Source organism: Pseudovibrio sp. Tun.PSC04-5.I4 (assembly GCF_900104145.1).
In the GTDB taxonomy this organism is placed as follows: Bacteria; Pseudomonadota; Alphaproteobacteria; order Rhizobiales; family Stappiaceae; genus Pseudovibrio.
Genome location: NZ_FNLB01000006.1, coordinates 495,353 through 521,691, shown reverse-complemented (window position 1 = coordinate 521,691; position 26,339 = coordinate 495,353). Strand labels below are relative to the sequence as shown.

The window sequence follows — 26,339 nt, the reverse complement described above, 5'->3', positions numbered from 1 at the left end:
TAGGTTCCGCGCGACAGATTATGAAGCTGGGAGGCTGCAATGGATATGTACTGCGATAAAATTGGCATAGGAGAACTTTCTCCTGAGCTCTTAACGCATGCAAACATCAATCCATCCACCGGCCTAGCAACTGACTATCTTAACCATTTCAATGAAGTGATCATGCTTCTTGAAATGCTTCCTGATATTCCCGATTGCGCCGAAGATGTTTTGGCATGGGAACCGGCGGACTATACCACACATTTTCGCGCCTCTAAGTTTTCCGAGAAAGAGCTGGCTATCCGCGCTTACGGCGCTGTTGAAGAGCGGCTTCGGATGGCTCTGGAAACGTGTATTGCCGAGATTGACCAGGAGGTCATCGCGCTCCAGAAGATGCTGGGCGGCGGAGAAATTGCTGGTGAACTGCTTCATCTGGTTCAGGACAAGGCTGTTTCAATCATAAGACCTCTGCTGTCTCAAGCAGGTTCCATCATTCATGGTCATATTCCAGAAGAGACCGCTGGCCTTGAAGACAATACTCAAGCTGATGTTGACGCCCTTTTCTCATGAGCAATCAGAATACCCCGGAATACGTTGAGGCAATTAGCGTTGCCTGCGTTCAAAATGATAAAGTCCTGCTTATTAAGCGCGCTCATGCACCCTCTGAGGGGCTGTGGTGTTTTCCCGGTGGGAAGGTGAAACCTGGTGAAAGCCTTGAAACGGCTGCCGCACGAGAGCTACAGGAAGAGACTGCGCTTATTGCAACGAACCTGACCGAGTGGACCATCGCCTACCCTGTTGCAACCAGCAATTATCCGAATTTCCGCATTCATGTTTTCAAATGCATTTGTGCGCAAGGAAAGGCTTCTGCTGGCTCTGATGCTGAAGAGCTTTCCTGGTTCTCTTGGGAAGATTCCATGCACTTACCGCTTGTTCCCGGTATGCAACAACACATTCAGAAACTTCTGTTACCTATGTAAGCGCGAGTAGGCGCGGCGTTTGCTCAACATTGGAAAACCGGAGATCCCCAAGGTTCCCTAGTGGACAGGAGGGAGGTAGACGGCCATCCTTGAAGAATATTTTGTGACGCGCACTGTTGTTGGGATGAAGCTTGGCTAAACACACCAAAACCGTTGGTCCATTACAGGCACCTGTGAAGCAAGGCCGCAATTTGCGCCGGGCTTCTGTCATGGGTGCAATGTTTTTGGGGGCATGTCTTAGCCTTACACCTGCTGCATTTGCGCAGGATGCGAGCCAAACTTCAGCAAAACCCGCTCAACCAGAACTCAAAGAGCCACCTTATGAGCCGCAGCTCATCCGGCTCTCCGAAATACTCGGCGCCCTGCACTACCTTCGCCCGCTTTGCGGATACGCTGAAGGAGAAGAATGGCGTGAAAGAATGTATTCGCTGCTGGGTGCTGAAGTGCAAAACGAGCTGAGACGCCGCCGCCTTGTTGAGCGATTTAACCAAAGCTATCGGGGATTTGCATCCGTCTACAGAACTTGCACTCCGGCGGCCGTGGAATCCTCTCGCAGATTCGCAGGCGAAGGAGCAATTATCACACAAGAGGTCACGGGTAAGTACAGCCGCGATTGACAAAGAATCAGGTTGCAACCGTTATCCACAGACAACTTTTGCACGAGTTTTGGATAACTCGGCTTTGCCACAAATATTAACCATAACCTACAGAAGCTCTGGACGAGTTTACCAAAACAACAGTGAGTCGGTTGTTCCTGCCGTTTTGCGTGTTAACTTCCGCTTAACAGATAAGGCATGCGACGCTTCATTTGGATTGATTTGCCAGTTAAGTGTAATGGCAAAATAAAAGAAGCAGCACATAGAGGGACTGAGAGCCAGCATGATCAAGGACGACGTTATCGCCGGCGAATTTACAGAAGAGATCGATGCATCTGATGCTGATATTCGCCGACTGGCTCTAAGCTTCATTCAAGAAGCTTGGGAAGATGGACTCTCTCACGGTATCGACAGCACTGCCCTTGCGCATGCTGCTCTGTTTTCCGCGATGATGGATCTGGTATCCTTGTATGGCGAAGAAGCCGTTTCCAAATTTGCAGAGGAAATCCCCCAGCGCGTAGAACGCGGCGATTACTCTTTGGAGCGCCGCCTGCACTAATCCAGATCATAATCTGTCAGACCATGAAGCCTCGGATCCTCCGGGGCTTTTATTTTGTCCGGTTTTAAAGCGCTGGTTTTCAGAGGAATGCAATCCTGGCCACATTAGCGAGGATAACCGCAGCAAACACCAGTAGGATTACACCAGCGACGTGATTGATTACGGAAAGCCAATTGTCGTTCATGCGGCTTCGTAATTTTGAAACGAATGCCGACAGGCACGCCCACCAGCATAGCGCGCCAATTAGCACGCCAAAAACCAACTCCAGAGCCCCGATATAGTCCCCTCGCAGGGGCGCGCGATCTCCCAAAGAACCGAAGATGGCGATAAAACCGAGAATTGCGCCGGGATTGGTGATGGTCATGGCAAAGGACACAAACATACCACGCCATATGGTTGGTCCGCCGTCGCTGCCACCTTTTAAGTGTGGATGCGATCGATACACACTGATGCCAAAAACAATAAGCAGCAGGCCGCCTACCGATTGAATATAAAATTCATGGTGCGTTACAAACTCTGCAATGGTTGTCACACCAAAGGCGGCGGCGAAGGCAAATACGCCATCGGCCAGAACAGCCCCAAATCCGGCAATCATGCCGGGTAAGAACCCATAATGCACCGCTCTTCTAATCGCCAAAACGTTCACAGGGCCAATTGGAGCTGACGTGATCAGCCCAATGATTAGTCCTGTAACAAAGAATTCAATGTCCAACGTCCGTATCCATACTTCCAAATCTCACCAGTTACCTGTCAGATCTTCTTATATATTCCCTAAGGACGCACTAGCTTGTGCATAGGCAATTGCCCGTTTCTTCCTTGATTCCAAACAAACACTTAAACTAGGTCTCGACACACAGGCCCTTAATCCGTTTCGGAGCACTTCATGTATTTTCGCCTACTCTTCATAGGGTTATTTTGCGCCTCCGCTCCTGCTTTGGCGGCAACACAGGCAATAAAGACCGAAACGATTCGCATTCAACGCCCCAAAGTTGAGCAGTTCCCACTTCTTGGCGAGGATTTCAACAAGGAAGACAGTTCTGACGAAGAGTTGAATGAGATTTTTTCAGAGGAACCACCTCTGCCTAAGTTGGACATCTTTTATGGCGATGCAGACCTGCCTGAGGCTGTGAAAGCGGCCCGCGCTGCGCTCATTGCCATTGCTCGGAGCGGCGACGTTGCACAGCTTGCGCCTTTGTTTGCCAAACAAGAGCGGCCGCCTGAGCTTTCTTTCACGCCAGTTCGAGATCCCGTCACTTTTTTGAAAGAGAGTTCCGGCGATGGTGAAGGCTATGAGATTCTTGCAATTTTGCTGGATGTTATCGAAGCAGGCTACCTGCGGCTGAATGAAGGAACAGAGGAAGAAGCTTATATCTGGCCCTATTTTGCTCGATATCCCCTGCACGATTTAAGTGCTTCCCAAAAAGTAGAGATGTACCAGATCGTCACCGCAGCAGATTATTTCGAGATGCTTGATTATGGTGCCTGGACCTTCTACCGCCTTGAAGTTTCAAAGAATGGGGATGTGCTCAGCTTTATTGCCGGAGACTAATAGGCCTAGGCTTATCCCGCCTTGCGAATTTCTTTCATACTCTCATTTTCGCCACTCAACCTATCAAGCTGCGTGGGTTGCTCCATGAAGCAGGTGTAAAAACTGCTGTCCAGCTCAGCGTAGTAGGCATAACCGCGATAGAGTTTGCTGAAACGCAGCTTTGCGTTGCTCTTGGTCGCCAATGCATACATCGCGTCTTGCAGGTTCGCCCGTGGTGAAACATGAAACCTGCTCAGCCATTTTTCCAGAAGTGACTTGAACACGCGAGGCAGGCGGTCCTGCTGACCGAAATCCACGACAGACAGCTGCCCTCCTTTTGCCAGAAGCTTCACACCGTTTTGCAAAGCAGCTTCCCATGGTGGCATCATGGAGACGCAATAAGACAGAAACACCCGGTCAAACGTATCGATGCCAAACTTCACAAAGGGATCAAAGCTGGTTGCATCAGCCTGCGCCAGATGAATGCGGTGACTAAGGTCTGCCTTGTGAATATTGGAATGAGCTGTCTTCAACATCTCCTCGGAAATATCGACACCGAAGAACTGACAGCTTGGATAGGCTTTGGCTGCCTCAATGAGGTTACGACCTGTGCCACAGCCCAACTCCAGCACTGTACTGCCGCGTGGTGCAGTCAGATGTGTAATCAGGTGATCACGACCCAGAAGGGAGTGTTTTCTGGTCAGGTCGTAAAAATGCCGCTGGTTCTTGTAAGCTTTATCCATCAGTGATGGCTGAGGACTTTACATTCGCCATTTCAATTCCCTCACATACTTATTCTTGTTTATTTATAGATGTAGAGGTGGAACCCACCGTAAATGGAAGAGCGGTCCAGTTTTCCGAGGCATCTGCTTTTTGCCTCATCATAGGCCCACTGCCCCAGTATTCTCTTGTGTACCCGCCCCGGCAAAATGGTTGGCTCGCCTGTCATCCAGTCTTACGCATCCAACAGCACCTAGGCATCCAAGCTATTTGCAGTTTGATTATCCAGATGCTCCGTGAAAGACCGATTAACAACGCGCACTCGGGCGGCTCTTTCTCCAATTTGCGCGAATTGCTCAGGCCGTAAATAGGGGAAATTCGGACCGGATGCGGCGTGTTGGTGGACCTGCTTGCCGCCTGGCATATCCGCGAGTGAAGGCTTGTCCTATAATTCTGAGAATGCATCTTTCTTCTCAGATGTGTATTTTCGCAGATGGGACTGTTTCACCCACAGGCATTCTGCTTTTTCCGTGGTGTGAGAATGGCTGATGGGTTATGAAACACTCTTGTTGTTTTATTCATTGGAGGGACAGATCTATGGGATCTATGCGCGCGACTCTCGCCTCACGAAAACTCGTGAAGGTTTGGGGAGAGGATGCCAAGGAATTCCTCCAAAATCTCATTAGCTGTGATGTGAGTGATCTTGGCCCGGCTACGAGTGCATTTGGCGCTTTGTTGACACCTCAAGGTAAGATCCTCTGGGATTTCTTCGTGTTCCCTGACACACAGACTGAGGGGTTTTTTATTGATGTAAGCGACGATCAAGCCGATGCGTTTGCCAAGCGGCTGGCGTTTTATAAGCTGCGTGCCAAGGTGACTGTTGAATCCGCGGATGAAGCGGTTCGCGTTGTTGCCGAATGGGGCGATGATCTATCTGCCGACCAAATGCGCGATCCTCGCCATGCTGATTTGGGCCTGCGCTTTATCTCCTCTGTCCCAGTTATCGAGACGGCCACTGAGGCGGATTATGATGCGCATCGCATCGCTTTGGGTATTCCGCAAAGTGGGTTGGACTTTCAGCTGGCAGATGTGTTCCCGCATGATACGGATATGGACAGCCTCAACGGCGTGGCGTTCTCCAAAGGCTGCTTTATTGGGCAGGAAGTTGTTTCCCGCATGAAGCACAGAGGCACAGCGCGCAAGCGGATCATTCAGGTTTCGGCTGATGCAGCTCTGCCGGCGGCTGGCAGCGATATTCTGGCAGGCGAAAAAAGTGTTGGTACGCTCGGGTCGTCCTCCGGTTCTAATGGACTGGCCATGGTGCGGTTGGACAGAGCCAAGACAGCGATGGATGCAGGTGTTTCACTCACCTGTGAGGGTATCAGCCTTTCACCCTCTATTCCGGATTGGGCGACCTTCGCATGGCCTTCATCAGAATAAGAGATACCGTGAAACTTCCCTAAACCCCTGATAACCGGTTTGATTGACATATGTGTGCTGAGCTTTCCTCTTCTTCCCCCCGTGCATGGCAACGAATGCTTTCTGGAAGACGGCTGAATTTGTTGGACCCTTCCCCACTTGATGTGGAACTTTCTGACATCGCGCATGGTCTGGCTCGTGTTGCGCGGTGGAACGGGCAGACGATTGGCGACCATGCCTTCTCCGTTGCCCAGCACAGTGTGGTGGTGGAAGACATCGCATTGATGTTGAAGCCAGATCTGGAAATTCAATGGCGCATGGCGGTGTTGCTGCATGATGCACCCGAATATGTGGTTGGCGATATGATCTCCCCTTTCAAGAATGTGATGGGCGGAACCTATAAGGCGGTTGAAGAACGCCTGCACCATGCCATCCACCAGGCTTTCGAGCTGCCGCCAGAGTTACCAAAGAGCATCGCGAAGCTGGCCAAGAAAGCTGATATTATCAGCGCTTATCTGGAAGCAATTCATCTTGCTGGCTTTAGCAAAGATGAAGCCGACAAGATTTTTGGACGCCCTGCAAAAGTGACGAATGCGCAACTGGACGCTCTGGCGCACCTCATAGTGCCTCTGCCAACCAAAGCCGCGCAGGAAGCGTTTCTGGCTCGGTTCGAGGAGCTGGATCAAGCTCGCAAATCTGAATTACAGGCCAGATGATGTTGCATGTTTGCCCGCTTTCCAAACTCGAAGGTACTCTAATTAGAGCACAGCCAAGTCATGTCCTGTCTCTGGTGTCTCCGGGCACAGACGTTCAGCTTCCCGGTGGTTTTGAGGCAGCGCATCACCTTGTGTTGGAGTTCAATGATATTGCCGAGGAACGGGACGATCTTATTGCCCCTTGCCTTGAGCATGTCACCCAGATTTTGGGATTCTCCCAAGATGTTGCGCTTGGGGGGGCTCTGCTTGTGCATTGCTGGGCCGGAGTGAGCCGGTCTACGGCTGCGGCCTATATCATTGCCTGTGCTGGTGCGCCTGTCGCTAATGAGCAGGACCTTGCCCTGCATTTACGGGCAGTTTCTCCGGTTGCAACACCGAACCCCCGCTTGATTGCACTGGCAGACACCCACTTGCAGCGTGCGGGGCGCATGATACAAGCTATAAGAGAAATAGGCCGCGGCGCTGAGACCTTTGAGGGTAATCCGTTTTCATTGGATATTGGTCGTTTGGCGCAACCTGCCTGACATACGGAGCATGGCACAGATGAACAGAGCACTTGAGACAGGAGATGCAGCCCGCAGCGGAGCTGACATGGCCCCTGTTCAGCTCGGCATTGGGCTTAATGCTGTCATTGTTTCTGTAAAGGACAAGGTTCCCTTTGTTCTGACCGTGCCGCAAAAAAATCCCGATGAGCTTTTGGGTTTGCCCTCTGGTCCGTTTGATCCTCGCCACCACCGAACGTTTGAACTTGGGCTCCGCGCTTTTGTGAAAGAACAGACCGCCCTCCATCTTGGACATGTGGAACAGCTCTATACGTTTGGAGATAGAGATCGCTACTCACTGGCCAAAGCGGGTGAGCCGCACATGGTCTCTGTTGGATATCTGGCGCTTACCCGTCAAACCCCAGAGTCAGAACGCTTGCTGGCGCAGCAAGGCGCACGCTGGCGGCCTTGGTATGACTTCTTTCCATGGGAAGATTGGCGAGGTGGGCAGCCTGCTCTTCTTGATAGCATCATCCAACCCAACATGAACGGGTTCTGCAAAGTGCCAGAACCTGATAGCGGGGTTTTTCAGGAACTCAGCCGCAAAGATCGCTATCAACTGGCTTTCGGCATCGGAACGCTGGAATGGGATGAGGAGCGTGTACTGGACCGCTATGAGCTGTTGTATGGAGCCGGCCTTATGTATGAGGCTTTGCGGGATGGACAGCCTAAAGCTGCTGAACGGGGTGACTTGCCAGACCTTGGCGAAGGCCTTGCACACGACCACCGCCGCATTCTGGCGACCGCCCTTTCCCGCTTACGGGCAAAGCTGAAGTATCGTCCGGTGGTGTTTGAGCTGATGCCGCCTGAATTCACTCTGACGGACCTTCAGCAAACAGTGGAAGCCATCTCTGGTCGCCATCTTCATAAGCAAAATTTCCGCCGTCTTGTTGAAACCGGACAGTTGGTTGAACAGACAGGTCGCACCTCAACCGCAACTGGCGGACGCCCTGCTGCGCTCTATCGGTTCCGACGGGATATTTTGAAGGAGCGCCCTGCTCCCGGATTGCGAGTCAGCTTGCTCTGATTCCTATTTTCTTTAACTTCCGTTGCGTTATCTACAGTTTTTTGAGAATTTTTATCGGCATTTTTTCTCCCAAAGAACAGAGTTGTGGATTTATTATGTGGCTCTATCCCTGCCCGCGTTAAGATTTTGATAGTGTTGAACTCCTCGTGATCATCCGTTATTTCATATGTGTAATTTACTGCATTGCGCCTTTTGAATCCTATGGTTTTTGCCCAACTGAAAACTCCACCCAGACATGAAATAGCCCTAGTTTTTTGGTGAGTACTGCCTCGGCGCATTAACCATATGCTGGCTGTCAGCGGCATGAAGTGTGGCAGAATTACTGGGGTTTTTACGAATTTAACTTTATATCAAGGTTAAAAGTGAAAAATGCATCCATCCGAAAGACTGACGGGTGGGAGAGATTTTTTCGGGCTTCCTCACCCTGTCGACTTCGGAAGGTGGGCTCCATGTTTGGGGCTTTGATGCGCTGCGTTTTGGGCGTTGAGTGGAGTAGATTGCGTATGTCGGGCCGTGGGATCAAAAAGAATGAGGGACGCCGTTCTGTCCTCATGTACTTTAAGTACCCTTTTCTAGCTGCAAGCCTTGCAGCTGGGGCGGTTGTGTCGTCTCCAGTTGCCTATCAGGATATTCCAGCACTCACAGGCACCCTTGATGAGGATACTCCTCGATGGATGCAGTTCGTCTCTGACCGGGAGAGCGGACAGTTTGCCAAATACTTCATTCCAGTTACAAAAGTAGACACTCAGCAGTTTGCGGTAAACCGCACTGGCAAAAGCGATATGCAGAGCAGCACTTTGCCGAGCCGTGTTGTGGCTTTCATCCAGAATGCAGGGAAGCCGAAAAGCTCTGACCGTTTCGTTTCTCAGTTACCCCAGATGGCGTTTAACGGCTATTATGGCGGAGATGCGCTTGCTGGTCTTTCCACCACCGGGCAATCAGATAATTCGCCACTTGGCAAAGCAGCCAAGCGTGCCGCCGTCGCTGCCCGTACACAAATGGCACAGAAGGCAAAACAGGTTGAGCCGATTTCGATTGCAAAGCAAAACGGAATTGCGCTGGCAACAGCTTATGCTCCCGCTACGCCGCAAACTGACAAGGCTCCGTTTGATGCCTTGTTGAACAAACCAAAAGTTTCAATCACCCCTTCGGGAAAGCCTCAGCTTTCTGACCGCGAACTTGCTTCCTATGCGAAAACAAATCCGCACTGGTGGTACATGCGGTCTCTGCCAAAGGCGACACGTTCCAAACAAGAACTGCGGTGTCTTGCGGAGGCTATCTACTTTGAAGCCCGCAGTGAGCCACGGGATGGGCAGATTGCCGTAGCGCAGGTTGTTCTCAACCGGCTGAAAAACCCGACCTACCCGAATAGCGTATGTGGTGTGGTTTACCAGAACAAAGGCAAGAAGAATGCCTGTCAGTTCTCGTTTGCCTGTGATGGCATTCCAGAGCGCGTGACAGAAGCTGGCCCTTGGGCAAAAGCCAAGAAGATTGCACAACAGATCGTCAATGGTGAAGTGAGCATTCCAGAGGTTGATGCATCCACGCACTACCACGCGACTTACGTTCGCCCGAACTGGGCTCCGACTATGCAGCGCAAAAAACGTATCGGAAAACACATCTTTTACAAAACCTATAGAGGTGGGTGGAGCTAAGCTCTCCAACTCGTTGGCAAATTAATTTGGCGCCCTGACCGCACCAATAAGAAACCCCACATCAGCATCAGCTGGTGCGGGGTTTTCGCTTTTCATGGTTGCGGTATTGGTTATTGAACTTCTACGATGGTCCGTCCGCGGACTTGCCCTTTGAGCAGCTTGGCCGCGCGCGCTTCTACATCTGCCAGTTTGATTGTTTCAGACAGAGCATCCAGCTTAGCAAGGTCGAGATCACGCACCAGACGGCGGTAGGCTTCTTCGCGCTTGTCCATTGGTGCCATGACGGAATCTACGCCCAGCAGCGCAACACCGCGCAGGATGAACGGCATGACAGAGGCTGGTATGTCCATACCTTGCGCAAGACCGCAAGCCGCGACAGCACCGCCATATTTGGTTTGTGCCAGCAAATTTACCAGTGTGTGGCTGCCTGCCACATCAACAGCTGCGGCCCAGCGTTCCTTGCCCATTGGCCTGCCCTGCTCAACCAGCTCAGCGCGATCCAGAACTTCACTTGCGCCGAGGCTTTTCAGGAAGTCAGCTTCTTCAGTTCGGCCTGTGAAGGCGATGACTTCAAAACCGAGTTTGGAAAGAAGGCTAATAGCAACGGTGCCAACACCACCGGATGCGCCGGACACTGCAACAGGACCGTCAGAGGGTGTGATACCGTATTTTTCCAGCGCCATAACGCAAAGCATTGCCGTGTAACCAGCGGTGCCAATGGCAGCCGTCCGTGCAGCAGATAGCTCGACCGGGCGCTTCAGCAGGCATTCGGATTTGAGGCGAGCGACTTGCGCGTAGGCCCCGGTGTGAACTTCTCCGACACCATAGCCGTTGAGCAGCACCTGATCGCCTGCTTTGAAGCGTGAGCTCTCGCTGGTCAGCACTTCGCCAACCACATCAATGCCCGGAACCATTGGGAATTTGCGGATGATACCCGGAGATCCAGCCAAAGCCAGACCATCTTTGTAGTTGATCGTGGTGTGCGTGACCTTCACCGTTACATCGCCCTGAGAGAGCTGATCTACGGTGACTTTGTTCCACTTGGCTGGTAGCGGCTTACGTCCGCTTTCATCTGCTTCAATCCAGAGGGCGTCAAACTCGCTCACAGGCTTTTCCTTTTCAAGAAATCACAATAAGCCGAAGCTCGCAGAAGGTGATGCCCAAAGCAAGAAAATAACGTTAGGTAATAAACCCAGCTATCTCACTGAGATTATTACCTAATTACACTTATAGGGACGTTACGCGGGTTGAACTTCCAGTCGACCCTTCATTGCGGACTGTTCGCGGATCGGCCAATGCACGATTGCGGCAAAGATTCCCAGCGCGATTCCCAACCACCAGATAGCATCGTAATTGCCGCTTTGCTCGTAGAACACACCGCCCAGCCAGACACCGAGAAAGGACCCGATCTGGTGGGAGAAAAACACGATACCAAACAGCGTTGCCATAAAGCGGGGTCCGAACATCACCGCAACCAGTCCACTTGTCGGCGGCACTGTTGAAAGCCACAACACACCCATGGTCGCAGCGAAGACGAGCGTTGAGGTTTCGGTCACTGGCAGTGTGATGTAGAGCGCTATGGCAATAGAGCGAGCGATATAGATGAACGACAGCAAATATTGCTTCGGCATGCGGGTGCCCAAAATCCCCGAGGACATGGAGCCGACAATATTGAACAGGCCGATCATCGCCAATGCCCAAGCCCCCAACGAGATGTCAAAGCCCTGATCTACAATGAAGGTGGGCATATGAACCGTGATGAAGGCCACATGGAACCCACAGACAAAGAAGCCGAAGGTCAGCAGGATGTAGTCGCGGGTTTTAAAAGCCAGCGCCAACGTTTGGGAAAGGGTCATCGCCGCTTGTGCGTCTGATGTGTTTTCTGGCACCGAGGCGGAACGCCCACGCAAGATGTAGGCGAACAGCGGCACAACGAGGACAAGACCCGCCATGTAAACAAGTGCATTTGACCAGCCGAAGCCTTCAATCAAACCAAGGCCGAGCGGGGCGAACAGGAACTGTCCAAAGGAGCTTGCAGCTGTTCCTACTCCAAATGCGATGCCGTGGTATTTGGGCTGAACGGAGCGCGCGAATGCGGCCAGCACCAGAGAGAAGGATGTGAAGGCAATTCCCAGACCGATCAGGATACCAGCCGAGACCTGAAGCATCAGCCCTGTGTCGGACATGCTCATGAGGAACAGGCCAGCTGCATAAATCACAGCGCCTACAACCAGCGTTCTGCCGGTTCCATATTTATCAGCCATCATGCCAGCAAACGGCTGGGCAACACCCCAGACGAGGTTTTGCAGTGCGAGCGCGAAAGCAAAGACATCCCTGCCCCAACCAAACTCGCTGGACATAGGAGTTAGAAACAAGCCCAGCGTGGAACGGGGTCCAAATGAGAGAATGCCAATGATACATCCACTGATGATGATGAGCGGGACACTTGGTCCAAACCGAACGGGTGCGCGTTCGGCAACTTGGGTCGCTTGGGACATAGGCAATTTCCTCCCCAACGCACAGATTAGTTCCGTCCGAACCTGTACGTGGGTCTTCCAATAATTTTATCGCAATGCAGCGCGTACCAGAGCGTGCTTAGTCCATATTACTGATCAACAATAATTCAAATAACTGAGGGGACCTATTAGCTTTTGGAATACTTAGTAATTCGTAGAGTACTTTCGCGGCTCAGCAACCTGAGGTTTAAACCACTCATATGTGAGAATACTAATAGATTTCAATTTATTAGAGTATCACGCAGGTGAGCTTGACTTTGTTTTCGATAGTGACCTACTTCCCTCATTTACAGTTAGGGGCCAAAGATGACTCACACATTTTCACTCGGTAAAACCTTTGCAGCGGGCATGCTCGCTTTTGCTGTCAGCGCACCACTTGCTGCATCTGCACAAGATGACATTCAAAGCCAGGCAGAACTGACTGCCCGCGTTGAAAAGAACGCGCCAACACTTGAGCTTTACATCAAGGACCGTCCAATCCTTGGTTGGAAGATCACCGGCGATAAGCTCGCAGACTTGCCAGAAGCTATCAGTGGCCCATTGGGTTCCGTTGATTCCACCAGTTACGATGATGCCTACATTGCAAAAAATGTTGGTTCTGTTGTTGCGTTGCAGATGAGCAAAACCGGCCCTGATTTTTACGTGATTGGCAAAGAGACCTTCGACACCAAATATGAACTCGTTGGTCTTGATGAAGTTGCTGCCAAAAACACCCGTCTTGTGAAGCGTTTGGGCATGGCTCCAGAAGTGCTGGCGATGTTTGATGCGAAAGATGCTGGCCTGACCGGTGCGTTGAAGACTGTTCCTGTTGAGATGGTTCGTATGTCTGCAATCGGTTACGCACCTGCTGGTGAAGTTGTTATCCAGTCTCCATGGGGCACACAGACAAAGCCTGCCGATCAGGATGGTTTCCTTGTGTTTGATACCTCTGAGAACCAGTATTACATGGTCAATCAAGGTGCTGATGGTAACCCGTCCAGCTACGTTCCAGCGAAATTAGAACTGAAACATCTATTGAATTTCAGATGAGGGCTCGGGACTCCAATCTCCTTGAGGTTGGACGTGTTTGAGCCCTTATCTACATTTGCACATGACAAATTTAATGAATTAAGCGCTTCTTTTGAAACCGAAAATTCAATAGAGCAGCATCTTCCATATGCATCAGGCAAAAGAATAGGTTGTCCGGTAGTCCAAAGCGTATTATAAAAACTCAAAATGAGCATAAGGGTTTAATCCGGCTTTGCGGCCGTATTTTTTTATAACCCCCTTATACTCAAAATGAGTACATTCTGGTTTAAAACTGGAAAGCCTGAGGAAAAGCATATGTCTTTCACGACACTTAGCGCCAACATTGATGGCATTGCTTCCAATATTGATGGCATCACTGCCAGCACCGGCTTAACAGCACAGCAACGTTATGCCCCCGTTGCGCGCCCTGATCTGGCTTATACGCCTGAAGTGATTGCTGCGACGGCGGACGCTTATGAGAAGGTGAAGGATTTCATTCCCGCCATCGAGTGGGCTGCGCTTGCTCCCCTCATCCATGCGATTAACAAACTGAAGAAAGAGCGCAACGCCGTCATTCTGGCGCACAATTACATGACACCGGATATTTTCCACGGTGTTGCTGATATTGTTGGCGACAGCTTGCAGCTTGCCAAGGAAGCGGGAAAAACAGAGGCAGACGTGATTGTGCAGTGTGGTGTGCACTTCATGGCCGAGACTTCCAAGATCCTTTCTCCAGACAAGATCGTTCTTATTCCGGATATGGATGCTGGCTGCTCGCTGGCGGAATCCATCACTGGTGCTGATGTCCGTAGGTTGCGTGCAGAAAATCCGGGCGTTCCTATCGTTACTTACGTCAATACCTCTGCGGAGGTGAAAGCCGAGTGTGACATCTGCTGCACCTCTTCCAACGCTGTGCAGGTGGTGGAGGCAATGGGTGCGGATACGGTTTTTCTGATTCCTGACCAATATCTTGCTGCCAATGTGAACAATCAGACCGATGTAAACGTTTTGACTTACGCGGGTTCTTGCGAAGTACATGAGCGATTTACTGCGGACGAACTGCGTGATTACCGCGCGGTTGATCCTGATGTAAAAATTATCGCGCACCCTGAATGCACTCCAGAGGTTGTTGCGGAAGCCGATTTTGCTGGCTCCACCGCGCATATGATTGACTGGGTGAAGGACAACAAGCCAGAAAAGGTGATGATGATCACCGAGTGTTCTATGGCTGATAACGTTGCGTCTTCCACGCCGGATGTTCATTACATTCGCCCCTGCAACCTGTGCCCGCACATGAAGCGCATCACCCTTGCAAAGATTTTGGATTGTCTTGTCGACATGTCCGGTGAAGTGATTGTTGAAGAAAGTGTCGCCGCGCGCGCGCGTGCATCCGTAGAACGCATGATCAACTTGAAGAACTAGAGGCTTTCGTGTAGCTGGCTAACAGCAAATTAGTCAGCACACCCTGCTGCCTGTAAAAGGGGCCGTTGGCATTTTCGGTCAGATCCCCCTAAGTCTGGAATAATATCTGTAATGTCTCAGTTCGGTTCCTCTCTCGCCCCTGCGATCGCCCTTAACGGCGTCGATGATGTCGTAATCTTAGGCGGGGGCCTTGCTGGCCTGTTCTGTGCGCTCAAGCTTGCGCCGCGACCAGTTACGATTGTTACCAATGCTCCCATTGGTACTGGAACCTCCTCTGCCTGGGCTCAAGGCGGAATTGCAGCGGCTGTGGCCGAAGGCGATTCCCACATCTCCCACACGCAAGACACGCTCATCGCTGGTGACGGCATTTGTGCGGCCTCCATCGTGGAAGGCATGACCCGCGAGGCGTCCGAGCGTATTCATGATCTGCTCGATTACGGCGTTCCTTTTGACAAGGATCTTGCTGGCAAGTTGGCGCTGTCCCGCGAGGCAGCCCACTCCAGCAGCCGTGTGGTTCGTGTCCGCGGTGATATGGCTGGTGAAGCCATTATGCAGGCGCTTGTTGAAGCAGCTTATAAAACGCCCAGCATTCGTATCCTTGAAGGCTATATCGGGTCTCAGCTGATTACCGAGGGGCGCTATGTCACCGGCATCATGGCCCGCCGTCGTGGTGGTACGCAGCGCATTACCATTCCAGCCAAAGCGGTTGTGTTGGCCTCTGGTGGTATTGGCCATCTTTATGGCACCACAACAAATCCGGGCGAAGCGAATGGTCATGGCCTTGCTATGGCCGCACGCGCTGGTGCTTTGATCTCCGATGCCGAGTTTGTGCAGTTCCACCCTACAGCGCTGAATGTTGATTTGGACCCAGCTCCACTTGCAAGTGAAGCTATTCGCGGTGATGGCGCTATTCTGGTCAACAACGAAGGCCGCCGCTTTATGGAAGGTGTTCACCCTGATCTTGAGCTGGCACCACGTGATGTTGTTGCCCGTGCGATCCATACTGAAATTACTGAGGGCCGCAGTACCTTCCTTGATTGCCGCGAGGCGATTGGGGCAAGTTTTCCTGAGCATTACAGCCGCGTTTATGCCGCTTGTCAGAAAGCTGGTATTGATCCGGTCAAGGGTCTTATCCCTGTTGCTCCTGCTGCGCACTACCACATGGGCGGTGTTATGACGGATGCCTCTGGCCGGACCTCCGTTGATAATCTTTGGGCTGCCGGTGAAGTTGCTGCAACTGGCGCGCATGGGGCAAACCGCCTTGCCTCCAACTCCTTGCTGGAAGCTGTTGTCTTTGCCTCCCGTATTGCTGAAGACATTCAGGCACTGATGCCGCACCACCGGGTGCATCATTGGGCCGAAATTGATAACCGCGAGGATCTGGCGTCCAAGCGCAATCCGCAGGAACGGGCTGTGGTTTCTCTGGTTCGCTCTCTCATGTCTCGCCATGTTGGGGTTGTGCGTGACGCAGAAGGTTTGCAAAGCACGTTAGCACGCTTGCACAAAGCGGAAGAGTTGTGTCGCCGCGATTCCATCCGCAACATGGTCATCGCAGCTAAGCTGATTACCGGCTCTGCTCTGCTTCGCGAAGAAAGCCGTGGTGGGCATTTCCGCTCCGACTTCCCGCAGAAGAGCGATGTGGCAAGCCGCTCTTACACCAAGCTTTCAAAAATTGAGGCACTGGCTAATGAAGCCGTTGCCAGCGATATTGGACAGATGGCCCTTGCCAAGGAAGACATGCTATGAGCCGCCCCGCTTTGCCTGAACTCTCTTTGTTGATGGTGGATGATGCCGTTAAGGCTGCGCTGCTGGAAGATTTTGGCCGTGCGGGTGACATCACCTCGCAAGCTACAATTCCAACAGATGCAAAAGCGACTGGTGTTATTGCTGCTCGGCAGGCCGGTGTTTTAGCTGGCATCGATCTGGCCCTTTCCGCGTTTCGTCAGGTTGATCCGAGCCTTGATGTTAGCGTCCTGGCGCAGGACGGGGATAAGTTGGAGCCGGGCACAATTGTTGCTCGCATTTATGGCCCTGCCCGCTCGCTTTTGACAGCGGAACGTGTGGCGCTGAATTTCCTCAGCCACCTTTCTGGTGTTGCGAGCGCGACCAACGCATTTCAACGCAAAATAACGCATACCAACGCAACAGTGGTGTGCACCCGCAAAACCACTCCGGGCCTGCGTAGTTTCGAGAAATATGCGGTGCGGTGTGGCGGCGGCATGAACCACCGTTTTGGGTTGGATGATGCCATCTTGATCAAGGACAACCACATCGCTGTTGCCGGAGGTGTTATTCCCGCCATCAAAAGCGCTCGTGCCTTTGCAGGTCATCTCGTGCGCATTGAGGTGGAAGTGGATACACTGGAACAGCTGAAGGACGCCCTGACAGCCAAGCCAGATGTGGTGATGCTGGACAATATGGGGCCAGAGCTTTTGAAGCAGGCTGTTAAGATCAACAAGGGTCAGGCTGTGCTGGAAGCCTCTGGAAACGTAACGCTTTCCACCATTCAGGCGATTGCCGAAGCTGGCGTTGATATCATCTCAACCGGCTGGATCACCCACTCAGCACCGGTGCTTGATCTTGGGCTGGACATAGAGATCGGGTAAGGCGCACTAGCTTAGTTTCAAGTAAATTCATAATTACTTGTTTTTACTTGAAGCTTTCTTAGAGGACGAAGGCCTGATTTTCTCACTCTGAGAAATAACGCCTTTGGGTGGAACTACTTTAGGCATCGGAGTGCCACTAGAGGCGGATTTAAGCCACCTTGTACCTCCATTTTGCACCTTAGCAACATTCTTTCCTAATCTGTTCATTAGAGCCTCCGAAGTCATCCAAATATCTCGAAATATTCTACTGCTTTGGCAACTGCCTCGTCCATCATTTTTTTATTGTGAGGTAGAGTTAGGCCAGACATATGCTTTTGCATTATCTGTCTTTTCTTCTCTTTGAAGCCCATTGTCACTTTGTGAATTTCCTGATTGTTCATATTACCTTGAGAAACTTCAAACCAACGATCTTCCATAACAATAAAAAGTGCTTCTAGTTCACCGCTAGCACTTTGTAATGCCTTTAAACGTTTCGAATAAGGAAGAAACGGTTTTACTGCATTTAGAACTTGAGATGTGGCAATAATTAAACCCCAAACAAAAGAAAACTGCTGCCAAATTGCCCAACCAGCAATACTACTGCTGCTGGCAACAGCAAGTATAATTTTGGTCCATAAATCCCAGTAGTAAGTCTTTTCAAAATACAGCGCTAAATAGATATTATGTACTTTCAGTTGATCAAGTTCTCTCCAATATCTTTCTTGCTGAGACATAATAAAACCTAAAAAAATAACAATGAAACACATTCTATTAGAAGAGAAATTTAGTTAAAAATCCAGAACGAAATTTCTTCAGGGTAATACCAACAAAAAAGACCCGATCAGATGACCGTGCCTTTTTTGTAATCTCTAACTTATCCCACAACTTACATGTTCGGATAGTTTGGTCCGCCGGTGCCTTCTGGAACGGTCCAGGTGATGTTGCTGTTCGGGTCTTTGATGTCACAGGTTTTGCAGTGAACACAGTTCTGTGCATTGATCTGGAAGCGGGGTGGCTCGCCGTTTTCTTCCACCCACTCGTAAACGCCCGCCGGGCAGTAACGGTTTGATGGACCATCATAAACATCGTGTTCTGAAAGCTTTTGCAAGGTTTCGTCACGCAGCTTGAGATGGATCGGCTGGTCTTCCTCGTGGTTGGTGTTGGAGAGGAAAACAGAGGACAGCTTGTCGAAAGAGATCTTCCCGTCTGGTTTCGGGTAATCAATCTTTTTGCAGTCCTTCGCAGGCTTCATGCTCGCCGCATCGGTTTTACCATGCTTCATGGTGCCAAAGAACGAGAAGCCAAGCAGCTCATTGGTCCACATATCAAAGCCGCCAAACGCCATACCGAGAAGGCTGCCAAACTTGGTTTGCAAAGGCTTTACATTGCGTACCTTCCACAGATCCCTGCCGATTGCGGACCCGCGCCATGCGCTGTCGAACTGGTCCAGCTCCTCATGTGCCTCGCCGCGGCCCAGCGACTCCACAATCATATCTGCGGCTATAATGCCGGAGAGGATTGCGTTATGTGAGCCTTTAATGCGCGGCACGTTGACGAAGCCAGCGGAACACCCAATGAGTAAGCCGCCGGGGAAAGACAGCTTGGGTACGGACTGATATCCCCCTTCGGAGATCGCACGTGCGCCGTATGAGATGCGTTTTCCACCTTCAAATACGTCTTTCACGCCGGCATGTGTTTTGAAGCGTTGGAATTCATCAAACGGAGAGATGTGCGGGTTCTGGTAGTTGAGGTTTACAACAAACCCAACCGCAACCTGATTGTCTTCCAGATGGTAGAGGAATGAGCCACCCTGCGTTTTGCCGTCCAGCGGCCAGCCCATGGAGTGCTGCACCAGTCCCGGCCTGTGCTTGGACGGTTCAACTTCCCATAGTTCCTTGATACCAATGCCGAACTTTGGGTGATCACTATCACGGTCAAGGTCAAATTTGTCGATCAGGACTTTGGCAAGAGAGCCGCGCACGCCTTCTGCAATCAGCGTATATTTGCCAAGCAGAGCCATGCCGCGCATGTAACCGTCTTTGTGAGACCCGTCACGTGCAACGCCCATATCGCCAGTAGCAACACCAATTACTTTGCCGGATTCGTCGTAAAGCATTTCAGCTGCTGCAAAGCCTGGATAAATTTCCACACCGAGCGCTTCTGCTTTTTCCGCGAGCCAGCGACAAACATTGCCAAGAGACACAATGTAATTGCCGTGGTTATTCATCAACTTAGGCATGAGGAAATTTGGGAGACGAATGCCACCAGCAGGGCCGAGCAGGTTAAATTGATCCGCGGTTACTGGCGTTTTGATAGGTGCAGTTTCATCTTTACGCCAATCTGGAATGAGCTTGTCGATCCCGATTGGATCAATCACAGCACCCGACAGAATATGAGCGCCGATCTCAGATCCCTTTTCCAGCACAACAACGGAGATGTCTTCGCCCTTCTCCTGCGCCTGCTGCTTGATGCGGATTGCTGCTGAGAGACCAGCCGGACCACCGCCCACGACAACCACATCAAATTCCATGGATTCACGCTCTGGCAGAGTTTCCCCTTCAGACATAATATTCTCCCTTCACACTTTAGCCACGCCATTTCGCGTCAAATGATGTGGCAGCGCCCTCTATTACGCGCATCAAGCGTCAAAACTTTATTTAATATCTGTGTAATTGACCGGATACTATTGTGCAATGCGTTTTAAGGTGCATAACGTGGGGTTCACCCACTGCATAATCGCCTGCTTTCGCAAGGGAAAATACTGATTTCCCCAGTTCTGCGTGCGTGAATAAGGTTAGATCCCAACAGAGTCCGCACAAACTTGTTTTTCCATTGGACACTTGGCCCTCCATATTGAATATAGAGTGGGATGGCGTGTTGCCTTCCGATGGTGCATTGCAAAAGAGTTATACCCTTTCGCATGTGCCGTGCTGTGTGCCACAATGAGTGAATGGCTATGTCTGAAGTTCCTGTCGCAAATGCCGCCGAAATAGAGACCTATCTGGAGTTCCTAAGCGCTGTCGGTGTTGACTGTGCGCTGGAAGAGGCTCCGGTGGACCGCTTTGCGCAAACGCAGGAACAGGCACGACCTGTTCAACAACAGCCACTTGCTCAAGCAAGCTCGCAACCGATCCCAATTCAACGCCAACCAAAGAACCTCAGCGTTTCGCCAGCCGAAATGGCGCGGAATATGCGCGAGAACGGTGTCCCTCCCGGAGCGAAACAAGCTGCGCGGGAAATTCTGGAACGGCAAAAGGCTGCTAGAGAGGCCTCAGTCACCTCCTCCCTGCCCACATCTGTGGGTGACGGAAGCGCCGTTATCCCCGATGCGGAGACGGTTGAAGCTGCCCGCAATGCAGCAAGCTCTGCAAAGACGATGGATGATTTGCGCCGTATCCTCACTGGATTTGATGGCTGTAACTTGCGTTTGACCGCGAAAAACCTCGTGTTTGGTGATGGTAATCCCAATGCGAAGATCATGTTCATTGGCGAAGCACCGGGTCGGGACGAAGACCTTCAAGGTGTGCCGTTTGTGGGCCGCTCCGGTCATTTACTCGACCGGATGCTGAAAGCCATTCATTATGATCGGTCAAACGTTTATCTCACCAATGTGATGCCATGGCGTCCGCCGGGAAACCGCACCCCAACCCCGCAGGAAACTGAGATTTGTCGTCCGTTCATTCAACAACAGATTGAGTTGGTTGATCCTGAGCTGGTTGTTTTTCTGGGAGCTGCATCTGCCAAAACCTTGAGCGGTGTCCGTGATGGCATTCGCAAACTTCGTGGGCGCTGGCTGTCCTTTGACGGCGAGCACAAGCAACGCCGTGCTATCGCGACTTATCACCCTGCCGATCTTCTTCGCAGCCCTGCGGAAAAACGATTTGCATGGCGTGATATGCTGCAGATCCGCGCTGAACTGGACACCACGGATTAATCCCTGCTTTTCCTCAAAGCTGAATGATGATCTAGCGCAATTTTGTTGCCTAGATCACATCACAGGGGTTTTATTTCTATTTTTTCCATTTCTTTTGCCCCTCGGTCTTCTCAGTTGCAAATAGCTGCCTATATTGAGTGAGAGCAGAGTGATCCAGTTGCAATCAGACTACCGATACAAAGGAGATTTCAGAGTTGTTGAACAAGCTGCGCGCCTACCTTCCGGGCAAATTGGGTGAAGTGAAACCTGTTGTTCCTGTTGTTCGTTTGAGTGGCGCGATTGGTATGTCCTCTCCACTGAAGGCAGGCTTGAGCCTGAGCAGTGTTGAAGAGGCGCTGGTAACTGCTTTTAGCATTAAAGAAGCTCCGGCTGTTGCCCTCACTATCAACTCTCCCGGTGGGTCTCCTGTTCAATCTCACCTGATCTTCAAACGTATTCGCCAACTGGCAGAAGAAAACGAGAAACAAGTTCTTGTTTTTGTTGAAGATGTAGCAGCTTCTGGCGGTTACATGATTGCGCTGGCCGGAGACGACATCCTTGTCGATCCGTCCTCAATCATCGGTTCTATCGGTGTTGTGTCTGCTGGTTTTGGGTTTACCCAGTTATTGGACAAAGCTGGCGTTGAGCGCCGCGTTTATACCAGCGGCGAAAAGAAAGTAACGCTCGATCCATTCGCTCCGGAAGTGAAAGAAGATATCGAGCATCTGAAGTCATTGCAGCACGAAATCCATGAGATGTTCATCGACATGGTGAAGAGCCGCCGCGGTGACGTGTTAAGTGACGACAAAGATCTGTTCTCCGGTTTGTTCTGGACAGGTGTTAAGGCGCGGGATCTTGGCCTTGTAGATGGCATTGGTGATCTCCACTCCACCATCCGCGAACGCTTTGGCAAAGACACTAAGACAAAGATGATTGGCGGCAAAAAACGCTTTTTGGGCCGCTTTCTACCCGGTGCAAATTTGCAGGGCAGCTTGACTGAAGCCGCTGGCACAATACCCGCCGCCGCATTATCGACACTGGAAGAAAGAAGCCTTTGGGCAAAGTTCGGTCTTTGAGCGATCTCCATAAGATTGACAAAATTGGCCTACAAAAATAGGGCTTCACATAAGTGATGGAAGGAAATGTAGATGACTGAAGTTTTGGGAACTGTTGCTTTGATTGCAGGCGGTTATGCTCTTTACAAAACCATCAAAAGAGAGCTTTCCAATATGGCATTTAACAAGCAGCCAGCCTATGCGACAGCTCGCAAACGGACGGTTGATCCAGCATATACACGTCTGGTTCAAGACCCGGTAACTGGCAAGTACCGCCCTACCAGCAACTACTAGGTTGCGCGAGATTACTTGCCATTTTGCTGCGCCCGCATGACACTTTTTGTGCGGGTTAATCATCGTTGATTAAGGCGAATAATCTCAAAGCTTGGTAGAATTCACCCAAGCGAACTGCACTCCAAGCCTGTTAAATACGCGGTAAACAGCGAAACATTCGGCTGGAATGCTTGACCTTCCTTGTTTGACGTGGCACCTGTGCCCAACTTGGATTTAGCGCTATTTCTGCGCAGCACATTTTGGATTTTCAGGAAGCACTCCCATGTCTAGTGAAGCCGTTCCGGCACATATGCAGCCAACCAAGTCCTTTCAGGGTCTTCTTATGACCCTCCAGAGATTCTGGGCAGATCAGGGCTGTGTTATTTTGCAGCCTTACGACATGGAAGTTGGCGCGGGCACCTCTCACCCAGCGACGACACTGCGCTCACTTGGTCCACGCCCTTGGAAAGCTGCTTATGTGCAGCCGTCCCGTCGTCCGACCGATGGTCGTTATGGTGAAAACCCGAACCGTTTACAGCACTACTACCAGTTTCAGGTTCTCCTGAAGCCGTCTCCAGCAAACTTGCAGGACCTTTACCTTGCAAGTCTTCGCGCCATCGGTATCGACACCGAAATTCATGATGTGCGCTTTGTGGAAGATGATTGGGAAAACCCAACTCTTGGCGCATGGGGCCTTGGTTGGGAATGCTGGTGTGATGGCATGGAAGTCTCTCAGTTCACTTACTTCCAGCAGGTTGCCGGTTTTGAATGTAAGCCGGTTTCTGGCGAGCTGACCTATGGTCTTGAGCGCATTGCCATGTATGTACAGGGCGTTGACAACGTGTACGATCTGAACTTCAACGGCCTTGAGGGCGATGAAAAAGTAACTTACGGCGACGTATTCTTGCAGGCTGAGCAGGAATATTCCCGTCATAACTTTGAGCATTCCGATACTGAAATGCTGTTCCGCCACTTCAAGGATCATGAAGAAGAATGTAAGCGCCTGTTGGCTGCAAGTGCACAAGCAATGGACAAGGCAGGTGACGGCCTGCAGAAAGTTGTTTTACCAGCTTACGACCAAGCCCTTAAATGTTCCCATGTATTCAACCTGCTTGATGCACGCGGTGTTATTTCTGTGACTGAGCGTCAGAGTTATCTTCTGCGTGTTCGCGAGCTTTCCAAAGCGTGTGGTGCCGCCTTCTTGCAGACCGAAGCGGGCGGTGTTGGCTATACCGGTTAGTGATTGAGCATGCTCAGTTCTTTTTTGAATGCCGGGGCAGAAATGTCTCGGCATTTTTTGTGTTCTCCAAGCTTTGCCTCCTGACTCCTTGAAACATCCCTGCTGAGAATCCGCAGGTTTCCTTTCTGCTGCACCTATTGGATAACGATTACTCCAATCCCTTGTTGGGTTATGTCGTTTAAATCCCCGTTGCCAGCTGCCTGCGTATCCTTCCGCTGATCCAAATGGGGTGTATTCGCGGAGTTTTCCTTTCCATGACTGCTGATAGTGTCGAGGCTCTTGAAAATGACAGCGCTGTTGTCTCTCCCAATCCGAAGCCAAGTGAAGTTTCTGCGGTTTCGGCGCGTCCAAAGTTGAGCGATGAGCAAATTGCGCAGGCCATCGTTTCCCGCCTCAACCGTGCAGACAAACTAGCGATGCGTGATGGAGATATTTCATTCTGGCCCGGTTTGAGCGACATGATGAGCAGTGGCTACAATAGCTTTCCATGGTCAGCTGGCGCATTGCCAGAACATCACCTGCCCGGCATTCATTTCACAGATGGGTCTCGCGGGATCGTCCTGAAGGGCGCAACAACTTTTCCAACCACGATTGCGCGGGCGGCGACTTTCGATCCAGAGCTGGAAGAACGGATCGGCTCTGTTATGGGATATGAGATGCGCGCGTTAGGCGGGACGCTGTTTGGTGGCGTTGCCCTCAACCTAATGCGTCATCCAGCTTGGGGGCGCGCGCAGGAATCTTACGGTGAAGACAGCTATTTAATCGGCGAAATGGGAACAGCTCTTATTCGCGGTGTGCAGCAGCATGCGATGGCGTGCGCGAAGAATTTTGCCCTTGCGTCCATGGAGCATTCCAAACTGTCCCTGAATGTGACCGTGGGCAAGCGGGCTCTTCACGAGATCTACCTCCCACATTTTAGAAAGGCCGTCGACGCTGGTGTTGCGGCTGTCATGACATCCTACAGTTCCATAAATGGCGAGTTATGCGGACATAACAAAGAGCTACTCAGCGGACTATTAAAAGAAGACTGGGGCTTTGAGGGGTTCGTCCTTAGCGACTTTATTTTCGGGATTCGCGATGGCAAGGCCGCAGCTCTAGCCGGACTTGATCTTGAGATGCCGTTTCAGTTGCACTTCCACCAGAAACTTGAAGACGCTCTCAATACGGGCGAGTTGGATGAGACCTCATTGGAGGACGCTTGTTATCGACTTATCCTGCAACAACTGAGGCATCTGCACAAAGGCGACTACCAGAAGAAACTGGTTGGGTGCTCTGAATTTCGTAAAGTGGCGCAAGAGGCTGCGGAAAAATCTATTGTCCTTTTGAAAAATGACGCTGGCCTCCTTCCCTTCAAGGACATCAAATCGCTTGGGGTTATTGGTCGCTTGGCAAGCGTTGCAAACACGGGCGACAAAGGCACCAGTGATACACAGCCGACACATGTCATTACGCCTTTGGCTGGCCTTAGAACCTATTACAAGCACAAGCTGGATATCTGGCAGGACAGAGGCCAGAACATCAACAAAGCCGTTCAGATCGCAAAACGTGCGGACGCTGTTGTCCTAGTTGTTGGCTATGACCATTTATGGGAGGGCGAGCATGTCCCTTCTGATTTAGCGGCTCAATTCCATCAGGTTCTGCCTCAACCGCGCAATCGCGAAGAAGCGCAGGTGGCCTCTCAGTTTCTGCGCGCCTTTGGAGGCGGTGGATCTGCCGGACTACCCAAAGCCTCTCAAAGAACAGAGGACGGATACGGAGCTGGGGATCGAGAAAACCTGCGATTGCCACCACATGACGTGGAGTTGATTGAAAAGGTATGTGCGGTGAATTCCAACTGCGTTGTTGTGGTGATGGGTGGCGGTACGATCATCATGAACGAGTGGCAGGACAAACCGGCTGCGATTGTATTGCTGTGGTATCCAGGTATGGAAGGTGGAACGGCGCTTGCCCGTGTTCTTTCCGGCGAAATCTCACCAAGTGGGAAGCTGCCCTTTGTCATTCCTCGGCGTGAAGCTGATCTGCCGGACTTTGATCGCAATGCCCGCAAGGTGATCTACGATATGTGGCACGGTTACCGGAAGCTGGATTGGGATGGTGTAACACCGGCCTATCCGTTTGGGTATGGCCTGTCCTACACCCAATTTACCTACGCTGACTTGTTGGTTACTCCACCAGAGACACTGCAAAACGGCAATATCCGTGTGCAATTCATCGTGACGAATACGGGCGATAGGACAGCCGATGAAGTGGCGCAGGTTTACATTGCGCCGATAGGATCTTCTGTGGAGCGAGCACCACGAGAACTAAAAGGCTTTAAGCGGCTCACGATCCAGGCTGGAGAAAGCATTATCACCGACCTGTCCATACCACTGGAAGAACTTGCGATCTTTGATACTCAAAGCAACCAGATGGTTGTTGAGCGCATTGCTTATGATGTGATTGTGGGCGGTTCAAGTCATGATCACAATGAGATCCAGGCGCAATTAAACCTGAGTGGGAGTGCGGCGAAAGTCTCCGTTGTGTCAGTCTGATCGAGTGTCTGCTCGATACGTTGATGCATAGCGAAACAGCTTGCACTGTACACACCCCTGTTGATGGCAGGTGTT

General features: G+C 51.2%; 25 protein-coding genes. 19 read left to right on the top strand and 6 right to left on the bottom strand.

The genetic code is table 11. The features are described 5' to 3' along the window. Window positions 1-39: 39 nt before the first annotated feature. From BLS62_RS07425 to BLS62_RS07410, 4 genes are all read left to right on the top strand, one after another. Window positions 40-549 (top strand): hypothetical protein, encoded by a 510-nt coding sequence (locus tag BLS62_RS07425; protein WP_093178836.1) that lies wholly within the window; start codon window positions 40-42, stop codon window positions 547-549. Beyond that, the gene (locus BLS62_RS07420) at window positions 546-959 is read left to right on the top strand and encodes an NUDIX hydrolase (RefSeq protein WP_093178833.1); all 414 of its coding nucleotides are present in this window, start codon (window positions 546-548) and stop codon (window positions 957-959) included. The genes BLS62_RS07425 and BLS62_RS07420 overlap by 4 nt, the downstream gene beginning before the upstream one ends. 131 nt (window positions 960-1,090) lie before the next feature. After that, window positions 1,091-1,576 carry a TIGR02301 family protein gene (locus BLS62_RS07415; protein WP_244283554.1) on the top strand — a complete coding sequence of 162 codons (486 nt, stop codon included), beginning with the start codon at window positions 1,091-1,093 and terminating at the stop codon, window positions 1,574-1,576. 262 nt (window positions 1,577-1,838) lie between these two features. Further along, a complete protein-coding gene (locus tag BLS62_RS07410) occupies window positions 1,839-2,114 on the top strand; it encodes a hypothetical protein (protein WP_093178831.1) in 276 nt (91 codons plus the stop codon). Window positions 2,115-2,193: 79 nt separating this feature from the next. Here the strand turns inward: BLS62_RS07410 and BLS62_RS07405 are convergent, their stop codons facing one another. Then, window positions 2,194-2,826, bottom strand: a complete 633-nt coding sequence (locus tag BLS62_RS07405) for a LysE family translocator (RefSeq protein ID WP_208990732.1) — start codon at window positions 2,824-2,826, stop codon at window positions 2,194-2,196. A gap of 171 nt (window positions 2,827-2,997) precedes the next feature. On the opposite strand from BLS62_RS07405, the gene BLS62_RS07400 reads away from it, so the two are divergent. Next, on the top strand, window positions 2,998-3,663 hold the full coding sequence (locus BLS62_RS07400; RefSeq protein WP_208990731.1) for a hypothetical protein: 666 nt from the start codon (window positions 2,998-3,000) through the stop codon (window positions 3,661-3,663). Between the two features lie 11 nt (window positions 3,664-3,674). On the opposite strand, the gene BLS62_RS07395 is transcribed toward BLS62_RS07400, so the two are convergent. After that, the gene (locus BLS62_RS07395) at window positions 3,675-4,385 is read right to left on the bottom strand and encodes a class I SAM-dependent methyltransferase (protein WP_208990730.1); all 711 of its coding nucleotides are present in this window, start codon (window positions 4,383-4,385) and stop codon (window positions 3,675-3,677) included. A 574-nt stretch (window positions 4,386-4,959) separates the two neighbouring features. On the opposite strand from BLS62_RS07395, the gene BLS62_RS07385 reads away from it, so the two are divergent. The 5 genes from BLS62_RS07385 (at window position 4,960) to BLS62_RS07365 (ending at window position 9,721) form a co-directional block, all read left to right on the top strand. Next, window positions 4,960-5,802 (top strand): CAF17-like 4Fe-4S cluster assembly/insertion protein YgfZ, encoded by an 843-nt coding sequence (locus tag BLS62_RS07385; RefSeq protein ID WP_200798483.1) that lies wholly within the window; start codon window positions 4,960-4,962, stop codon window positions 5,800-5,802. 50 nt (window positions 5,803-5,852) lie between these two features. Beyond that, window positions 5,853-6,497: a YfbR-like 5'-deoxynucleotidase gene (locus BLS62_RS07380; RefSeq protein WP_093178825.1), complete on the top strand. Its 645-nt coding sequence runs from the start codon at window positions 5,853-5,855 to the stop codon at window positions 6,495-6,497. Next, window positions 6,497-7,021: a tyrosine phosphatase family protein gene (locus BLS62_RS07375; RefSeq protein ID WP_093188573.1), complete on the top strand. Its 525-nt coding sequence runs from the start codon at window positions 6,497-6,499 to the stop codon at window positions 7,019-7,021. Before BLS62_RS07380 ends, BLS62_RS07375 begins: the two co-directional genes overlap by 1 nt. A gap of 19 nt (window positions 7,022-7,040) precedes the next feature. Further along, on the top strand, window positions 7,041-8,066 hold the full coding sequence (locus BLS62_RS07370; protein ID WP_093188570.1) for an NUDIX hydrolase: 1,026 nt from the start codon (window positions 7,041-7,043) through the stop codon (window positions 8,064-8,066). A gap of 449 nt (window positions 8,067-8,515) precedes the next feature. Next, window positions 8,516-9,721 (top strand): cell wall hydrolase, encoded by a 1,206-nt coding sequence (locus tag BLS62_RS07365; protein ID WP_208990729.1) that lies wholly within the window; start codon window positions 8,516-8,518, stop codon window positions 9,719-9,721. Window positions 9,722-9,831: 110 nt separating this feature from the next. Here BLS62_RS07365 and BLS62_RS07360 read toward each other — a convergent pair whose 3' ends face one another. Together BLS62_RS07360 and BLS62_RS07355 are read right to left on the bottom strand one after the other, a co-directional pair. Next, entirely contained in the window at window positions 9,832-10,827 is a 996-nt protein-coding gene (locus BLS62_RS07360) for an acrylyl-CoA reductase (NADPH) (protein WP_093178822.1), read from the bottom strand. Between the two features lie 132 nt (window positions 10,828-10,959). Further along, complete coding sequence (locus BLS62_RS07355; protein WP_093178819.1) at window positions 10,960-12,219, bottom strand: MFS transporter; 1,260 nt, start codon at window positions 12,217-12,219, stop codon at window positions 10,960-10,962. A gap of 324 nt (window positions 12,220-12,543) precedes the next feature. Between BLS62_RS07355 and BLS62_RS07350 the strand changes: the two genes are divergently transcribed. The 4 genes from BLS62_RS07350 to nadC all read left to right on the top strand — a co-directional run bounded on the left by BLS62_RS07350 (window position 12,544) and on the right by nadC (window position 17,273). After that, window positions 12,544-13,266, top strand: coding sequence for a hypothetical protein (locus BLS62_RS07350; protein WP_093178816.1), 723 nt, complete (start codon window positions 12,544-12,546; stop codon window positions 13,264-13,266). Between the two features lie 294 nt (window positions 13,267-13,560). After that, entirely contained in the window at window positions 13,561-14,667 is a 1,107-nt protein-coding gene (gene nadA / locus BLS62_RS07345) for a quinolinate synthase NadA (RefSeq protein ID WP_093178813.1), read from the top strand. Between the two features lie 111 nt (window positions 14,668-14,778). Further along, on the top strand, window positions 14,779-16,413 hold the full coding sequence (locus tag BLS62_RS07340; RefSeq protein WP_093178810.1) for an L-aspartate oxidase: 1,635 nt from the start codon (window positions 14,779-14,781) through the stop codon (window positions 16,411-16,413). Then, on the top strand, window positions 16,410-17,273 hold the full coding sequence (gene nadC, locus BLS62_RS07335) for a carboxylating nicotinate-nucleotide diphosphorylase (RefSeq protein ID WP_093178807.1): 864 nt from the start codon (window positions 16,410-16,412) through the stop codon (window positions 17,271-17,273). Before BLS62_RS07340 ends, nadC begins: the two co-directional genes overlap by 4 nt. A gap of 221 nt (window positions 17,274-17,494) precedes the next feature. Here the strand turns inward: nadC and BLS62_RS07325 are convergent, their stop codons facing one another. After that, window positions 17,495-17,986, bottom strand: a complete 492-nt coding sequence (locus BLS62_RS07325) for a hypothetical protein (RefSeq protein ID WP_143521530.1) — start codon at window positions 17,984-17,986, stop codon at window positions 17,495-17,497. A gap of 152 nt (window positions 17,987-18,138) precedes the next feature. Then, on the bottom strand, window positions 18,139-19,818 hold the full coding sequence (locus BLS62_RS07320; RefSeq protein ID WP_093178798.1) for an electron transfer flavoprotein-ubiquinone oxidoreductase: 1,680 nt from the start codon (window positions 19,816-19,818) through the stop codon (window positions 18,139-18,141). A gap of 390 nt (window positions 19,819-20,208) precedes the next feature. Here BLS62_RS07320 and BLS62_RS07315 point away from each other — a divergent pair, with 390 nt between their 5' ends. The 5 genes from BLS62_RS07315 (at window position 20,209) to BLS62_RS07295 (ending at window position 26,264) form a co-directional block, all read left to right on the top strand. Further along, the gene (locus tag BLS62_RS07315) at window positions 20,209-21,186 is read left to right on the top strand and encodes a uracil-DNA glycosylase (RefSeq protein ID WP_208990728.1); all 978 of its coding nucleotides are present in this window, start codon (window positions 20,209-20,211) and stop codon (window positions 21,184-21,186) included. A 194-nt stretch (window positions 21,187-21,380) separates the two neighbouring features. Beyond that, window positions 21,381-22,241 (top strand): S49 family peptidase, encoded by an 861-nt coding sequence (locus tag BLS62_RS07310; protein WP_093178792.1) that lies wholly within the window; start codon window positions 21,381-21,383, stop codon window positions 22,239-22,241. A 72-nt stretch (window positions 22,242-22,313) separates the two neighbouring features. After that, the gene (locus tag BLS62_RS07305; RefSeq protein ID WP_093178789.1) at window positions 22,314-22,514 is read left to right on the top strand and encodes a hypothetical protein; all 201 of its coding nucleotides are present in this window, start codon (window positions 22,314-22,316) and stop codon (window positions 22,512-22,514) included. A gap of 262 nt (window positions 22,515-22,776) precedes the next feature. Then, window positions 22,777-23,733: a glycine--tRNA ligase subunit alpha gene (locus BLS62_RS07300; protein ID WP_093178786.1), complete on the top strand. Its 957-nt coding sequence runs from the start codon at window positions 22,777-22,779 to the stop codon at window positions 23,731-23,733. A gap of 254 nt (window positions 23,734-23,987) precedes the next feature. Continuing rightward, complete coding sequence (locus BLS62_RS07295; protein ID WP_093178783.1) at window positions 23,988-26,264, top strand: beta-glucosidase family protein; 2,277 nt, start codon at window positions 23,988-23,990, stop codon at window positions 26,262-26,264. Window positions 26,265-26,339 lie beyond the last annotated feature (75 nt).